The 16,391-nt window shown below is 58.7% G+C and carries 13 protein-coding genes; 10 read left to right on the top strand and 3 right to left on the bottom strand.

Annotated elements, in window-relative coordinates:
* Positions 1 to 72 precede the first annotated feature (72 nt).
* From HMPREF3175_RS03145 to HMPREF3175_RS03135, 3 genes are read right to left on the bottom strand one after another with little or no spacing between them, the layout of a single operon-like run.
* Positions 73 to 675, bottom strand: coding sequence for a hypothetical protein (locus tag HMPREF3175_RS03145; protein WP_070490642.1), 603 nt, complete (start codon positions 673 to 675; stop codon positions 73 to 75).
* A 36-nt stretch (positions 676 to 711) separates the two neighbouring features.
* Positions 712 to 3,276: a DEAD/DEAH box helicase gene (locus HMPREF3175_RS03140; protein ID WP_070490660.1), complete on the bottom strand. Its 2,565-nt coding sequence runs from the start codon at positions 3,274 to 3,276 to the stop codon at positions 712 to 714.
* Positions 3,276 to 3,950 (bottom strand): MBL fold metallo-hydrolase, encoded by a 675-nt coding sequence (locus HMPREF3175_RS03135; RefSeq protein ID WP_083289369.1) that lies wholly within the window; start codon positions 3,948 to 3,950, stop codon positions 3,276 to 3,278. Before HMPREF3175_RS03135 ends, HMPREF3175_RS03140 begins: the two co-directional genes overlap by 1 nt.
* A 68-nt stretch (positions 3,951 to 4,018) precedes the next feature.
* On the opposite strand from HMPREF3175_RS03135, the gene HMPREF3175_RS03130 reads away from it, so the two are divergent.
* The 10 genes from HMPREF3175_RS03130 to tpiA all read left to right on the top strand — a co-directional run bounded on the left by HMPREF3175_RS03130 (position 4,019) and on the right by tpiA (position 16,368).
* Positions 4,019 to 4,396 (top strand): GntR family transcriptional regulator, encoded by a 378-nt coding sequence (locus HMPREF3175_RS03130; protein ID WP_198020637.1) that lies wholly within the window; start codon positions 4,019 to 4,021, stop codon positions 4,394 to 4,396.
* A gap of 142 nt (positions 4,397 to 4,538) precedes the next feature.
* The gene (gene uvrA / locus HMPREF3175_RS03125) at positions 4,539 to 7,421 is read left to right on the top strand and encodes an excinuclease ABC subunit UvrA (protein WP_070490641.1); all 2,883 of its coding nucleotides are present in this window, start codon (positions 4,539 to 4,541) and stop codon (positions 7,419 to 7,421) included.
* Positions 7,422 to 7,610: 189 nt separating this feature from the next.
* Positions 7,611 to 8,279 carry a lysophospholipid acyltransferase family protein gene (locus tag HMPREF3175_RS03120; RefSeq protein WP_052048370.1) on the top strand — a complete coding sequence of 223 codons (669 nt, stop codon included), beginning with the start codon at positions 7,611 to 7,613 and terminating at the stop codon, positions 8,277 to 8,279.
* A gap of 120 nt (positions 8,280 to 8,399) precedes the next feature.
* Positions 8,400 to 10,325, top strand: coding sequence for an excinuclease ABC subunit UvrC (gene uvrC / locus HMPREF3175_RS03115; RefSeq protein WP_070490640.1), 1,926 nt, complete (start codon positions 8,400 to 8,402; stop codon positions 10,323 to 10,325).
* A 26-nt stretch (positions 10,326 to 10,351) separates the two neighbouring features.
* On the top strand, positions 10,352 to 11,245 hold the full coding sequence (rapZ, locus tag HMPREF3175_RS03110; protein WP_070490639.1) for an RNase adapter RapZ: 894 nt from the start codon (positions 10,352 to 10,354) through the stop codon (positions 11,243 to 11,245).
* A 2-nt stretch (positions 11,246 to 11,247) separates the two neighbouring features.
* A complete protein-coding gene (yvcK, locus tag HMPREF3175_RS03105; RefSeq protein WP_035755630.1) occupies positions 11,248 to 12,288 on the top strand; it encodes a gluconeogenesis factor YvcK family protein in 1,041 nt (346 codons plus the stop codon).
* A 65-nt stretch (positions 12,289 to 12,353) separates the two neighbouring features.
* On the top strand, positions 12,354 to 13,334 hold the full coding sequence (whiA, locus tag HMPREF3175_RS03100; RefSeq protein WP_070490658.1) for a DNA-binding protein WhiA: 981 nt from the start codon (positions 12,354 to 12,356) through the stop codon (positions 13,332 to 13,334).
* A 251-nt stretch (positions 13,335 to 13,585) separates the two neighbouring features.
* Positions 13,586 to 14,215 (top strand): superoxide dismutase, encoded by a 630-nt coding sequence (locus HMPREF3175_RS03095; RefSeq protein ID WP_070490657.1) that lies wholly within the window; start codon positions 13,586 to 13,588, stop codon positions 14,213 to 14,215.
* A gap of 104 nt (positions 14,216 to 14,319) precedes the next feature.
* Entirely contained in the window at positions 14,320 to 15,558 is a 1,239-nt protein-coding gene (gene pgk / locus HMPREF3175_RS03090) for a phosphoglycerate kinase (RefSeq protein ID WP_070490638.1), read from the top strand.
* Complete coding sequence (tpiA, locus tag HMPREF3175_RS03085; protein ID WP_070490637.1) at positions 15,559 to 16,368, top strand: triose-phosphate isomerase; 810 nt, start codon at positions 15,559 to 15,561, stop codon at positions 16,366 to 16,368.
* The last annotated feature ends 23 nt before the right edge of the window (positions 16,369 to 16,391 follow it).

Genomic DNA, 16,391 nt, shown 5'->3' with positions numbered 1-16,391 from the left:
TGCTGACCTTCGGTTGGCTCGAACGGTGAAGAGATGCTCACGGTGAAGAGATGCTCACCGCGCTGATAGAAATTAGTCGGCTTTACGCAATACGAGCTTGTCCTGACCATTGGTCAGTTCAACACCGTTGGTCGCCTCGGAAATACGCAGCTTACCGGAGGTCAAGAAATCCCCCAGGGCCTCAGCGGCGGTGAGAGCTTCGCCCTGGCAGTTGGTGACATTGCTGTAAGACTGCGTCACCGTTGCATCAGAACCCTGAACATCGACGTCATAGGTTTCGTTAGCGCACTGGTCGATCACTGCCAACGTGCCCTTACCGGAGCCCGAAGGGGTCAACATGAAGCCACCCAGCTTCGCTTCAGACACAGCGCCCTTGACAGTGAAAGACTTCACGGTCAAGTGAGTGTTCTCAGAGAAACCAAGAGCGGACACGCCAGAGTCCTTGCCGGACTCCGTCAAGGAAGCCTCGCCCGAGGCTGCTTCCGACGTTGGTTCGGCCTGAGTGTTTTCACCCTCAACAGAGCCGTCCTTCTGATGGAACTGAGAGGACTCTGGGGTTGGGGAATCAAGGGTCGTTGGGTGCTTAGGGGCACAACCGGCCAGGGAAGCAACTACCAACGATGCAGGCGCCAAGAGCGCAACTGCGCGAACAGTGCGAGTGGAAAGTCGTGACATGGGAACCATTCTATCGCTAATTTATGTTTGACATGTTCACCGGCGTTCGCCTGTGCCGTCGATGCGGCCGATCGCCGTGACAGTGAGCGCTAATTCGCCACGCTCATCCGTAGCATCCAAATCAACAACCGCATCGAAACCCCAGTCGTGATCACCCTCCGGGTCAGCGAACGTCTGGCTGACCTTCCAGATCGGCCGACCATCGGGGTCTGTCGCCTCAACAATCTGCAACAGTTCAGGGGAGCGGCCGCTCGGGCCATCGTCGATGTCCTCATGCTCAGCGAAGTAGTCATCCATCAGATCAGCCCACGCATCGGCATCGAAACCAGATTCGCCATCCAGCTCACCCAGAGCAATATCCTTCTCAGCCCCGAACAGTTTGACGCGAGAGAACATCGCGTTGCGCACCATGACCCGCAAAGCACGCTTCTGCTGTGACAAGCGCGGCGGCTCGGCCGGTTGCTGAATCGACTGATCCTGCGGCACCTCACCCGAAGCTAAGGCCTCCCACTCGCTCAACAGCGAAGAATCGACCTGCTCGATCATCTGACCTAGCCACTCGGTGATGTCCTCAAGCTCCTCAGTTACAGCTGAATCCGGCACCGAGCTACGCAGGGCCTTATACGCATCCGTGAGATAGCGCAGCAGAATCCCCTCAGCCCGCGTCACCTGATAATTGCGTACATACTCGCCAAAGCTCTGACCCGTCTCATACATTTCACGGACCACTGACTTAGGGGAGAGCTCATAGCCAGCCAACCAGCCAGCGCCCTGCCGGTAACGTTCAAAAGCCACCTCAAGGTCTTCCCGCAAAGGCTGTGGGTGCGTGATCTCATCAAGCCGATTCATACGCTCGTGATATTCGAGGCCATCGGCACGCATCTGCGCCATCGCCTCACTCTTGGCCTTCTTGACCTGTGCCCCGATAATAGGGCGCGGATCCTCAAGGGTCGCCTCAAGAATGGAGACAACATCGACTGCGTAATCAGGTGAATCGCGATCCAGCATCTCTAACGCGGCGATAGCGAAGCTAGAGAGCGGCTGATTCAGGCCAAAGTCTTCCGGCAAATCAACCGTGAGGTGAAGCCGGTTGCCGTACTCATCTGGCTCGCCGCGCTCCAAAACATTGGTCGCCAGTAGCTCCTTGATGATCCCTAAAGCCTTCTTGACGTGCTCCCGGTTACGGATGGGTGGTTCGTGATTCTGCGTCAAGATATCGCGAGCATGTCTGAACGCATCGCCCTCATAAGCGAGCAGGTTCAAGATCATCGCGTGGGAGACCTGAAAAGACGAGGTCATCGTCTCCGGCTGAGAGGCCACGAGCTTCTCAAAGGTCTTCTCACTCCAGGACACGAAGCCATCAGGGGGAGACTGCTTCTTAACCTGGCGCAGCTTCTTCTGATCATCCCCGTGCCGAGCACGGGCTTTCTCCATAGCCTTCGCGTTAGCGATCTCATGCTCCGGGGCCTGCACCACCACATCACCGGCAGTGTCAAAACCTGCCCGGCCTGCACGCCCAGCCAACTGATGGAACTCCCGCGCGTTCACATGCCGGGTGCGTTGACCATCGAACTTAGACAACGCGGTCAAAACCACAGTACGGATCGGCACATTGATGCCCACACCGAGCGTGTCAGTACCGCAAATGACCTTGAGCAAACCAGCCTGGGCAAGCTGTTCAACGAGCCGACGATACTTAGGGAGCATCCCTGCGTGATGCACCCCGATACCGGCACGAATCATCTTCTTCAGAGTCTGCCCAAAACCCGAAGCGAAACGGAAGCCACCCAGAAAAACCGCGATACGGTCCTTCTCCTCGCGGCTAGCAACATTGAGCGAAAGCAAACCTTGAGCTTGCTCGATCGCCTCACGCTGAGAGAAATGCACAACATAGACCGGGGCGCGGTGAGTTTCGACCAGTTCCTTGAGCGTCTCGCCGATCGGCTCCATGCCGTAATGATGGTGCAGGGGAATAGGGCGTTCGGAGCCTGAAACCGTCACAGCAGGCCGGCCCGTGCGTTGTTTGAGGTCCTCTTCAAAGAACGTCGTATCGCCCAACGTTGCCGAAAGCAACAAGAACTGCGACTGCGGCAAACCCAACAGTGGAACCTGCCACGCCCAGCCGCGCTGCGGGTCAGCATAGAAGTGGAACTCATCGGCGATCACGACACCGCAATCAGCGTGTTCGCCTTCGCGTAACGCCATGTTCGCGAGGATCTCCGCGGTACAGCAAATAATCGGTGCCTTTGGGTTCACGCTCGCCTCACCCGTGAGCATGCCCACGTTCTCGGCACCGAAAACCTTGATCAAGTCAAAGAACTTCTCAGAAACCAACGCCTTGATCGGGGCTGTATAAAACGAACGCTCACCGCGGGCCAAAGCCGCAAAATGCGCCGCGATAGCAACCATCGATTTACCCGAACCCGTGGGGGTCGCAAGAATTACATGCTTACCCTCAACAAGCTCCATGACCGCTTCATCCTGAGCCGGGTACAGCGTCAACCCACGGTTTGAAACCCACTTCAGGAACGCATCGTAGATGGCCTCCGGAAGGTTCGTCTCCGAGGCATTCGGGACCAGATCAGACAGGTTCACGTTCATCACCAGCCGCGGGCACGCCACTCAGGCAAGCTCGCACGCTCATCACCTAGCGTGGTGCCATCGCCATGACCCGGTAAAACAACCGTTTCATCCGGATAACGGCCGAACAGTTTGGACTCAACGTCGTCAATCAGCGTTGCGAAACGCTCCGGATCATTCCATGTATTACCCACGCCACCAGGGAAGAGGGAATCGCCCGTGAAGAGGTGCTGAACCCCATCGATCGTAGTGGCCAACGCAATCGAGCCAGGGGTGTGTCCACGCAACCAGATCACATCCAACGTGACCCCGCCAGCGTCCACCGTGTCACCATCATCCACAGTCTCCGTGAATGTGACGCCCCGCATCTCTTCAACCGCAGGAATATCCAGCGGATGCCCGACGAGCCGGGTACTTTCCCCGGTCAGCTCCGGCAAAGCGCCAGTGTGGTCATGGTGCTGATGCGTAATCACGATGCTCGGCGCGGCATCAGCACCGACGGCCGCGCGCAAAGTCTCAGGCTCAGCAGGGACATCGATGAGCAACACATCCTGCGGATCAGTCAGCGACTGCAGAATATAGGCGCGGTTATCCATATCGGACACCGCGACCATGCTGAGCCGAGTCTTGTCATCCGAGGCAATAACCTGTGCTTTTGATCCTTGCGAAGAGTTACGTGGAGATGCTGGAGCCATGCCCAGTAGTATACCCTGATACATATCTCGTATTGTGTTGTGTCAAAGGCACTAAAACCGCCGGAAAGATGACTATGACGATCCTCGCCGACTTCACGGTCAGCAGTGAAGACATCCCGCCGTACCGCCAAGTGCGCCGCGCAATTGCCCAAGACATCCGAGAAGGCACGATCGCCGTCGGAACGAAACTACCGACAGTCCGCTCACTCGCCGCCCAACTCAACCTCGCGACCAACACTGTTGCCCGAGCCTATAAGGAGCTCGAAGAACTCGGCCTCGTGGAAGGCCGAGGGCGCGCTGGCACGATCGTGACACCCGGAGCCGGGCGAACATCAGCGAAAATCGCATCCAATGCAACATGGTTCGCTCGCTCAGCCGAAGGCGCAGGCCTGAGCCTTCAAGCGGCCCTCGACCTCGTACGCGCCGCCTGGCCATCTAATAAATAGCCAGCCACGCAGTATTGAACTAACCAGTATTGAACTAGCCGGGCCTCAGCATTGAACTAACCGGGGTTCAGCCGCGCGGAGTGCGCGGTGCGCGACCGCGACGCAACCAGTTGCGCAACTGACACTTACTACCATTGGAGCTGTGACTTCTTCTGTGACCACACCTTTCAGCACTCGCCCTGACAGAACCCGCGTTGTTGTTCAGGGAGCCCGCGAACACAACCTTAAAAACGTCGATGTGACGCTGCCGCGCGACGCCATGATCGTCTTCACGGGATTGTCTGGATCCGGTAAGTCTTCCCTGGCCTTTGACACGATCTTCGCGGAAGGCCAACGCCGCTACGTCGAGTCTCTTTCGGCTTATGCCCGCATGTTCCTCGGCCAGGTTGATAAGCCTGACGTCGATTTCATCGAAGGCCTTTCACCGGCGGTTTCGATCGACCAGAAATCAACCTCAAAGAACCCGCGCTCCACGGTTGGCACCGTGACAGAAATTCACGACTACCTGCGCTTGTTGTTCGCGCGCGTCGGAATCGCACACTGCCCAGAGTGCGGCGAGAAAATCACGGCTCAGACTCCGCAGCAGATCGTGGATCAACTCATGCGGGAAGAAGACAAGACTCGCATCGCCGTCATGGCCCCCATGGTTCGGGAGCGTAAAGGCGAATTCCAGGACCTCTTCGCGCAACTATCCCAAGACGGTTACGCCCGCGCCCGCGTGGACGGCGAAACCATCCAACTCTCTGATCCGCCTAAGCTCGCCAAGCAGTACAAACACACGATCGAAGTCATCGTGGACCGCATCGCGATCAAAGAATCCGCGATGCAACGCCTCACCGACTCGGTTGAGACCGCGCTCAAGCTCGCCGACGGCCGCGTGATGATCGACTTCGTGGACCGCGACGCGGATGCAGCCGACCGCACCCGTACGTTCTCCGAACGCCTCGCATGCCCCAACGACCATCCGGTGCAGCTTGAAGAGATCGAACCACGCACCTTCTCCTTCAACAACCCATTCGGTGCATGCCAACGCTGCGACGGCATCGGGCATCAGCTCGAAGTGGACCCTGACCTCGTGGTTCCAGACCCATCCGCAACCCTGGCTGAAGGCGCGATCGCGCCGTGGGCCATCGGCAGCTCGGTTGCCAAGTATTGGGTGCGCGTCATGGCTGGGCTGGGTGAAGAACTCGGCTTCGACGTCGATACGCCTTTTGAGAAGCTACCGAAGAAGGCTCAGAAAGCGCTACTGCACGGCAAGGACTATAAGGTCACCGTGGCCTACCGCAACCGTTTTGGCCGCGAACGCCGCTACACGCAGGGTTTCGAAGGTGTGCTCGGATACATCAAACGTAAGCACGGCGAAACCGAATCCGATACCGCTCGTGAACGCTACGAAGAGTACATGCGCAACGTCCCGTGCCCGGAGTGCAACGGCGCTCGCCTGAACCCTGCGGTGCTCGCCGTGCTGGTCGGTGGGAAATCGATCGCAGAAGTTTCAGAAATGGCGCTCGATGAGGCTTATGAGTTCGCCGCGAGCCTCGAACTCAACGAGCGTGAAGCTAAGATCGCAACCGAGGTTCTCAAAGAGATCCGCGCTCGACTGAAGTTCATGCTCGATGTCGGCTTGAACTACCTCAACCTCTCCCGCGCCTCCGCCACGCTTTCGGGCGGTGAGGCCCAACGCATCCGTTTGGCGACCCAGATCGGTTCAGGACTGGTCGGTGTGCTGTACGTGCTCGACGAACCATCCATTGGTTTGCACCAGCGCGATAACCGCCGCCTCATCGAGACCCTGACGCGCCTACGCGATCTCGGCAACACGCTGATTGTGGTTGAGCACGACGAAGAGACCATCGAAGAAGCCGACTGGATTGTCGATGTGGGGCCAGCCGCTGGCGAGCACGGCGGGCAGATCGTGCACTCGGGATCGCTCGCCGAGCTGAAGGAAAGCACCGAATCGGTTACGGGCGCTTATCTTGCTGGCCGTCGAAGCATCGCGGTTCCGGAGAAGCGCCGCAAACGCGATAGGAAGCGCCAACTCAAGATTGTTGGGGCACGTGAGAACAACCTCAAGAACGTGACCGTGAACGTCCCGCTTGGCATGCTGACCGCTGTCACGGGTGTTTCTGGCTCGGGTAAGTCCACGCTCATCAACGACATTCTGTATCGGGTCTTGGCGACCAAGCTCAACAAAGCGAAGTTCGTTCCGGGCCGCCATACCCGCGTCGAGGGCCTTGAACACCTCGATAAGGTGATCCACGTAGACCAGAGCCCGATCGGGCGGACGCCGCGCTCCAATCCGGCCACCTACACGGGTGTCTTCGATCATGTTCGTAAGCTCTTCGCCGAAACCCCGGAAGCGAAGATGCGCGGCTATTTGCCGGGGCGTTTCTCCTTCAACGTCAAGGGTGGGCGCTGCGAAGCGTGCAAGGGCGATGGAACCATCAAGATCGAGATGAACTTCCTGCCGGACGTCTATGTTCCGTGTGAAGTCTGCCACGGTGCCCGTTATAACCGCGAGACGCTGCAGGTCAAGTACAAAGGCAAATCCATTTCCGATGTGCTTGATATGCCGATCGAGGAGGCCGCTGACTTCTTCTCCGCCTTCAGGCCCATCGCTCGCCACCTCGACACGCTGGTCGATGTGGGGCTCGGTTATGTGCGGCTCGGCCAGCCCGCCACCACGCTTTCGGGTGGTGAGGCTCAACGCGTCAAGCTCGCCTCCGAGCTGCAGAAGCGCTCGAACGGGCGCAGTATCTATGTTTTGGATGAGCCGACCACAGGCCTGCACTTCGAGGACATCAACAAGCTTCTGCGCGTGGTGCAGGGGCTGGTGGATAAGGGCAACTCGGTGGTTGTGATTGAACACAACTTGGATGTGATCAAGTCTGCGGACTGGATTATCGACTTAGGCCCCGAAGGTGGTTCTGGTGGCGGGACAATCGTCGCGGAAGGAACGCCGGAGGACGTGGCAAAGGTTTCCGAGTCCCACACGGGCTTCTTCCTCAACGAGATCCTGAACTAACCCGCCCGGGTGCCTGCGCCTGCTAGGTGCGGCCAAGCATGCCGGAATCGGCATGAACCTGCGCCTTGTAATGCTCCGCTGTGATAAACAAAAGGCGGGCCATCCGTGGCACAATTGCAAACGGAAAACTTCTAGAGCAATAAGAAAAGCATGCCTTTCAAGGCATGCAGATAAGGTGACGAATCCAGGATGGCAAGCATCGATTTCTTCAAGCCCGTGGTAGCGCGGGCTATCAAGCTTGTCTTCAGGCCGACCATCACAGGCCTTGAGAACATTCCCAAAGAAGGACCGTTCATCGTCGCTTCGAACCACTTGTCGTTCTTCGACTCGGTCATCATCCAGGCGTTGATGCCGCGCAAGGTCGCGTTCTTCGCTAAAGCCGAATACTTCACGACTCCGGGCATTAAAGGTCGGATCATGAAAGCGTTCTTCACCTCGGTTGGCTCGATCCCGGTCCAACGCGGGCAACAGGCTGCCTCAGTGGCCGCGCTGGATAAGCTCGTTGAGATCCTCGACAAAGGCTCCGGAGTAGGTATCTATCCGGAGGGGACCCGCTCCCGTGACGGCCGCCTGTACCGGGGGCGCACTGGCGTAGGCTGGTTGACCCTGGCCACCGGAGCGCCAGTGGTTCCTGTAGGGCTCATTGGTACAGATAAGCTCCAGCCTGCCGGATCCAACCGGATCCGGCGCCATAAATTCGAACTCCACGTGGGTGCGCCGCTTGCTTTCGAACATCCTGGCGCTAAGCACCCGTTGCCGCTACGCCGTAAAGTAACTGATCAGGTGGTCGATGCGATCGCACAGATCACGGGGCAAGAACGCGTGGGGGAGTACAACAAAGCCCCAACAGCCCAATAGGGCCACGGCATCCCAGTAAAGCCCCCAGCATCCCAGTAAAGCTCCGACGTTCCAGTAGCGAACCACCAATAGCGAACCCTAAGTAGTGACCGCAGTAGTGACCTAGGCGAGGTGAATCAGGTGGCCGATCCGGCATCGTACCGCCCCGAATCATCTCAGATCCCTACGAGTCCGGGCGTCTATCGTTTCCGAGACCCTGCTGGCCGCATCATCTATGTCGGCAAAGCCAAGAACCTGAGGAACCGGCTCAACTCCTACTTTGTGGCCCCGGAACAGCTCTCGCCTAAGACGTACACGATGGTGCACACCGCATCGTCTGTTGAATGGACGGTGGTGGGTTCCGAACAGGAATCGCTGCAGCTTGAATACACGTGGATCAAACAGTTCAATCCACGTTTCAACATCATGTTCCGGGACGATAAGTCCTATCCTTACCTGGCCGTCACGGTTTCTGAGAAGTTCCCGCGCGCCCAAGTGATGCGTGGTGACAGGCGTAAGGGGACCAAGTATTTCGGGCCGTTTTCCCCGGCGCGTGCGGTGCGTGAAACCCTCGATCTGTTGCTTCGTGTTTTCCCGGTGCGTACCTGTTCAGCGGGCGTTTTTCGCCGGGCAGAGCGCTCGGGGCGCCCGTGCCTGCTCGGATATATCGACAAATGTTCCGCCCCGTGTGTGGGGCGGGTCAGCGTTGAGGAGCATCGTGAGCTTGTCAACGGCTTGATTCGGTTCATGAGCGGCGACGGCAAGCCCGCAATCCGCGAGCTCGAAGCGAAGATGAGGCAAGCCGTCGCTGAGCTCGATTACGAATCTGCCGCACGGCATCGCGATGACATCCAGGCGCTTCAGAAGGTCTTTGAACGCAACGCTGTTGTGCTGGATGAATCGACGCACGCGGATATTTTCGGTATCGAACAAGACGACCTGGAAGCGGCAGTCCAGGTGTTTCACGTCCGCCACGGGCGCATCACAGGCCAGCGAGGCTGGGTCATGGAGAAGGTTGAAGACCTCGAACCGCCGCGGCTTGTTGAGCAGCTGTTGGAACAGGTTTATGGCGCTTATGATGATGCCGACCGGATCCCACGTGAAGTATTGGTCCCTGAACTGCCTACGCGTTTCGAGGCGCTGACCGGCTGGCTCTCTGAGTTGCGCGGCGCGAAAGTCTCTTTGCGCGTTGCCCAGCGCGGAACCAAGCGTGAACTCGCTGAGACCGTGCATGAGAACGCCATCCAGGCGCTCAAACTTCACAAGATCAAACGTGCCGGGGACATCACGGTGCGTTCAGCTGGCCTGCAACAACTCCAAGAAGCTCTCGGGCTTGCTGAGCCACCGCTACGCATTGAGGGCTATGACAACTCTCATTCGTCCGGAACCAATGTTGTGGGTTCGATGGTCGTGTTCGAAGACGGGCTGCCGAAGAAGTCTGATTACCGCAGGTTCATGGTCAAAGGTGACGCTGCCCGTGATGACACGGCCTCGATGTATGACGTCATCTCGCGCCGTTTTCAGCGCTACCTCGAAGACCTTGCGGAGGCCGAGACTCACACTTCTGGTGAGATCACTGCCGAAGAAGCCGTGAAGGGTCAGGCCCCTAAGTTTGCCTACCCGCCCTCGCTGGTTGTGGTCGATGGCGGCCCACCTCAGGTGGCGGCTGCCCAGCAGGCTCTACTGGATTTGGGGATCACGGACATCGCGGTGGTCGGGTTGGCTAAGCGTCTTGAGGAGGTGTGGGTCCCCGGGGACGACTACCCGGTGATTCTGCCTCGGCAATCTGAAGGGTTGTTCTTATTACAACGCGTGCGTGATGAATCACACCGTTTCGCGATCACGTTCCACCGAGAACGCCGAGGCAAGTCGATGCTTGAGTCCATGTTGGATACGGTGGATGGGCTCGGCCCCGCCAAGCAAAAGGCTCTACGGGATGCGTTTCCGTCGCTGAAGAAGATGCGGGCCGCGAGCGTTGAGGAGCTTCAAAGCGCTAAGGGCGTTGGTCCTGCGTTGGCTCAGAAGATCTACGATGCGCTTCATGCTGATGAGACCGAGGCACGCTAGGGACGGCGGTTGGGTAGCCTTGGGTTATGCAGATTGAGCAGCCGGCTGAGGTACCGCAGAAGAACACGATCGTTGTCATGACCAGCATGTCTGGGGCAGGCCGCACTACGGCAGGCCATGCTTTAGAGGACATGGGCTGGTACGTGGTGGATAATCTTCCGCCACAGATGTTGCAGACCCTCGTAGATGTCTTGTCGCGATCGCGTAGCCAAGAGTTCAAGATCGCGGTTGGCGTAAACGTCCGGTCCCAGCAGGTTCTGGATGATCTGAGTAGCACGCTCGCGCAGATGGACACTGACGGCGTGGAGTATCAGCTCCTGTTTATCGACTGTGACGATGCAACACTCGTGCGCCGCTTTGAACAGGGCCGCCGCCCGCACCCGTTGCAAGGTAGCGGGCGCATCGTTGACGGGATCGCGGCCGAGCGCGCCCTAACGGCGGGTCTGCGTGAGCGGGCCGATTTCACGCTTGACACCACAACGATGAACGTGCATGATCTCAGCCGCTCCGTCCACGACCTGTTCAATGAGCAAGGCCCCGTGGTTTTGACGCTCAACGTGATCAGCTTCGGCTTCAAATACGGTGTCCCGATGGACGCTAACTTCATGGCTGATGTCCGTTTTGTTCCTAATCCGCACTGGGTTCCTGAACTGCGTCCACTCACCGGTCAGGATCATGACGTTTCGCAGTATGTGTTGCAAGCGGAGGGCACAACAACGTTCATTGAGCACTACGTGGGTGCGCTCGAATCGGTGTTTGATGGCTACCGCCGGGAACGGAAGCATTATGCGACGATCGCGATCGGGTGCACGGGTGGTAAACACCGTTCGGTGGCGATTGCAACCGAGGTTGCTCGCCGTCTTGATCAGAACCCTGATCTGAAGGTTGTTCTTTCACACCGGGACTTGGGGAGGGAATAGGCATGGATATACCGACACATGCGATCCCGCTGGTCGCTCCGCGTTTGCGTCCTAGCCAGCGTCGCTCGCGGTGGAAGATCACCGCACTCGGCGGCGGGCATGGACTGCATGCCTCGCTGAAGGCTTTGCGTTTGCTTGATGCTGACCTGACGGCCATCGTGACGGTTGCCGATGACGGAGGTTCTTCAGGCCGGATCCGTGACGAGTTCGGTGTGCTGCCGCCAGGGGACCTGCGGATGGCGCTTTCGGCGCTGTGCGATGACAGCGAATGGGGCCGCACCTGGGCCCGGGTCATGCAGCACAGGTTCACAACGCTTCCAGATTCTCCTCGCAGTATGGAAGGTCACGTTCTGGGTAACTTCCTCATCGTGACCTTGTGGGAGATGCTGGGGGATGCGGTCGAAGGCCTGAACTGGGCTGGCCAGTTGCTTGGTGCCCGCGGCAGGGTCCTGCCGATGTCGACCGATCCGTTGCGCATCAAAGGCACCGTTGTGAGGGAACAAGATGGTCAGCCGATAGCTGAGGTGTATGAGGGCCAGGTTGCGTTGGCGAAAGCGGCGCACCGTGGTTCCGTGACCGATATCTGCTTGCTTCCTGAAGATGCGAGCGCGACCCCGCAGGCTGTGGAAGCCATCAGCGAAGCGGACTGGAATGTGCTGGGGCCAGGCTCGTGGTACACGTCGGTTATGCCGCACCTGTTGCTCAATGACAGCCGGCGGGCGCTCGCTGAATCGCAAGCCCGCACGCTTGTGACGATGAACTTGTCGTCTTCAACGTTTGAGGCCTCCGGGCTGAGGTCTGCTGATCACCTCAAGATTCTGCGCCGCTACGCTCCTGAGCTGCACATCGATGCGGTGCTCGCTGATCCATCGACCCTCGATGATGAAGCGTATTTCTGCCAGGTCGCAGAGAACATGGGCACTAAGGTGTTCTTCGACCGTGTCGAATCGAAGGCTAAAGAGTCTGTGCATGATCCATTGCGGCTCGCGGCCGCATATAAGGATGTTTTTTCGCACTTCGAGTCCGGGGGTGTCTCCGGTTAGACTTATGGTTTTTGTAAGACCTATTTTTGTATGGTCTGTGTAATCCGAAGGGGATGTCAGCTTTCATGGCATTGACGAATGCAGTCAGAGACGAGCTGGTTGCCGTGGACGTTACGGTGACGTCCCAGCGCCGTGCCGAGGTAGCTACCATGCTCCGTTTGGCTGGTGGTTTGCATCTGGTTGCCGGGCGGATCGCGGTTCAGGCAGAGGTAAGTGGCGAGGCGATTGCGCGCCGTATCCAGAAGACCCTAGGTGAGGTTTTCAACGTTCGATGCGCCATGCGGCTCGTCAGCGGTGGCGGGCTACGCAACTCTGAGCGTGTTGAGATGCAGGTTCTGGGCGATGGAGCATCGCTGGCTCGGCAGACAGGTTTGGTTGACGGCATGGGCCGCCCGGTGCGTGGCTTGCCCCCTTCGATCGTCAACGGTTCGGTCGCTGATGCGGCGGCCGTGTGGCGCGGAGCGTTCCTCGCGGCGGGCTCACTCACCGAACCTGGCCGCTCCTCCGCGTTAGAGATCGTGTGCCCCGGACCCGAAGTCGCGTTAGCGCTCGTGGGGGCCGCACGCCGCCTGGGCATCACCGCTAAAGCGCGCGAGGTCCGCGGGCAAGATCGCGTTGTCTTGCGTGACGGTGAAGCGATCGGTCTCATGCTTCAAAAAATGGGTGTCGTGGAAGCAGTCAAGGTCTGGGAGGAGCGCCGGGCACGTAAAGAAGTGCGTGCCAACGCGAACCGTCTAGCGAACTTTGATGACGCGAACCTACGCCGCTCCGCGCAAGCCGCGGTCGCTGCTGGTGCACGCGTTCAGCGCGCCCTGGAGATCCTCGGTGATGAGGTACCGGAACACCTCCGGGATGCCGGTACCTTGCGCATCGAGCACAAGGAAGCAAGCCTCGATGAGCTTGGCCGGCTAGCGGACCCGCCGCTGACGAAGGACGCGATCGCTGGCCGTATTCGCCGCCTGCTGATGATGGCCGATCGCGTTGCTGATGAACGCAGGATCCCGAACACCACAACCGCAGTTCCTGCGGATATCCTCGACGACTAACCCAGGTGGGGCCGTCCATCCCGGCGTGCGGAACAGGATGACACCGCAACGCGCAAGATAAAGCGCGGCCCGGGAATAAGAGCGGGGTTGTGTTGGTTACACCCGGATGAGGGCGTCCTCAGGGATGGCTCCCAACAGTTTGCGCTACCCCTACTCGCACTGCCCAGACGTCAGGGGAGTAGAGGCGTTGCAAGAGTACATCTGTATGACCGGCATGGAGATTCCTGCTGGTTGAACGCATGGAGGTTAACTTGACTCAGTACACGCTTCCGGACCTGGACTACGACTACGGTGCACTTGAGCCGCACATTTCCGGCAAGATCATGGAGCTGCATCACTCCAAGCACCACGCAACCTACGTCAAGGGCGCCAACACCGCCCTCGAACAGCTGGCAGAAGCACGCGATAAGGGTGATCTGTCCAACGTCAACAAGCTCACCAAGGACCTCGCGTTCAACCTCGGTGGTCACACCAACCACTCGATCTTCTGGAAGAACCTCTCCCCAGAGGGTGGCGGCGAGCCAACCGGTGAACTTGCTGAGGCCATCAACGAGCACTTCGGTTCTTTCGAGAACTTCAAGAAGCACTTCAACGCCGCAGCACTGGGCATCCAGGGCTCCGGTTGGGCTCTTTTGTCCTATGAAGGTATCGGCGGCAAGTTGCTGATCGAGCAGTTGCATGACCAGCAGGGTGATGTCCCAGTAGCAACCCAGCCACTACTGATGCTGGATATGTGGGAGCACGCTTTCTACCTCGACTACCTCAACGTCAAGGCTGACTACGTTGATGCGTTCTGGAACATCGTCAACTGGGACAACGTCTCCGAGCGCTACGCAGTAGCTAAGGAAGGCGCATCGAAGCTGGTTCTGCCAGGCGCCTAATCAACGCAACTAGAGCGTGAGTGTCTCGCCGCTCTCGTCCGCTTCGTCGCGGATGAGAGCGGCGAACATCGTTAACGCGGGCGTTATCCCGTAGGCTTAGATGTATGCCTGCCTTTACTCTTGAGGATTTGATGTCCAAAGGCGTCAAGGGCCGTACGGTTCTTGTGCGCTCCGATTTGAACGTTCCACTCGACGATGACCGCAACGTCACCGATGCTGGCCGCGTTAAGGCCTCGATTCCAGTGATTTCGCGTCTGAGCAACGCTGGTGCGCGCGTGATTGTGATGGCACACCTGGGTCGGCCGAAAGGGGAGCCTGATCCGGCGCTTTCGATCCGCCCGGCAGCTGAAAAGCTCGCTGAGCTGAGCGGCTTGAACGTCACGGTCGCTGAAGACGTTGTAGGGGAGTCCGCGCAGTCCTTGGCACAGGAGCTTGCCGATGGTGAGGTTCTGGTGATCGAGAACGTTCGCTTTGAAGCTGGCGAGACGTCCAAGGATGACGCCGAGCGTGAGGAACTCGCGAAGCGCTACGCCGCACTTGCCGGCGAGGACGGCGCGTATGTGGACGATGCGTTCGGTGCGGTGCACCGTAAGCATGCCTCGGTTTTCGATATCGCACGCCTTCTGCCGGCGTACCAGGGGGACCTGGTTCGTGATGAACTTGAGGTCTTGAAGCGTTTGACGGTTGAGCCTCAGCGCCCCTTCGTTGTAGTTCTGGGTGGGGCGAAGGTCTCTGACAAGCTCGCTGTGATCGAGCGTTTGCTCACCGTTGCTGACCAGATTCTGGTGGGCGGCGGAATGGTCTTCACGTTCTTGAAGGCTAAAGGCTATGAGATCGGTAGCTCGCTGGTTGAAGAGGATCAGCTTGAGACGGTCAAGGGTTACCTTGACCGTTCCGGAACCGAAGGGCACGCCGAGATCATCCTTCCAAGCGACATCGTGATGGCTGATTCCTTCGCTGCTGATGCCGCCCACGAAACCCGCTCGGTTGAAGACCTGACTGGCGGCAGCATCGGGCAGGCCGGCATGGGCTTGGATATTGGCCAGGTTTCCGCTGGAACCTTCGGAGAGAAGATTGTCACCGCAGCCACGGTGTTTTGGAACGGCCCGATGGGCGTGTTCGAGTTCCCGGCATTCGCTGCGGGTACGCGCGCTGTAGCGAGCGCGCTGGAGCGCTCTGAGGCGTTCACGGTCGTGGGTGGCGGCGACTCGGCTGCTGCGGTTCGTAGCCTGGGCCATCACGATGCTGATTTCGGGCACATCTCAACCGGTGGTGGCGCATCCCTTGAATACCTTGAAGGTAAGGAACTTCCAGGGCTGACTGTTCTGGAGGAGAGCAACTAGATGGCACACATCACCAACGGTGAATTCGCTCGCCGTCCACTGATTGCCGGCAACTGGAAGATGAACATGGATCATCGCCAGGGCATCACGTTGCTTCAAAAAACGGTGTGGACGTTGCAGGACGCGAACCATAACTTTGATCGAGTCGAGGTAGCGGTCTTCCCGCCGTTTACTGACCTGCGTAGCGTTCAGACGCTGGTTGCGGGGGACGATCTCCCGGTGGTCTATGGCGCTCAAGACATCTCCGAGCATGACGAGGGGGCGTACACGGGCGAGATTTCCGGGCAGTTCCTGGACTCCCTGGGGTGCACCTATACGCTCGTGGGCCACTCGGAACGCCGCACACTGCATCAGGAAACCGATGAGGTAGTTTCCGCTAAGACAGCCGCGGCGCTGCGCCACGAGATCACGCCTGTGGTGTGCGTAGGTGAACCGCTTGAGGTACGCCAAGCGCAGCAACACGTTGAGCACACGCTTGAACAGGTCAAAGCCGTGATCAGCTCGCTGGATGTGCACACGGTCTCGAAGCTCGTGCTCGCTTATGAGCCGGTGTGGGCGATCGGGACCGGCGAGGTCGCTGGACCGGAAGACGCCCAGGAGATGGCTCACGCTATCCGGGAGTGTGTCAACCAGATCCACGGCGAGGATGCCGCTAACGGCGTACGTATCCTGTACGGTGGGTCAGTGAAAGCAACTAACGTCGCGGAGATCATGCAAGAAGCCGATGTTGACGGTGTTCTTGTGGGAGGCGCAAGCCTCGATGCCGTGGAATTTGCTAATATTGCTAGGTTCGAACAGCACTACGCATAGACGCGGAGTGCGAAGCGAACACT

Source organism: Arthrobacter sp. HMSC08H08 (assembly GCF_001807575.1).
GTDB lineage: Bacteria > Actinomycetota > Actinomycetes > Actinomycetales > Micrococcaceae > Pseudoglutamicibacter > Pseudoglutamicibacter albus.
The sequence above is the reverse complement of the archived record's forward strand: the minus strand, read 5'-3'. Positions and strand labels throughout refer to the sequence as shown.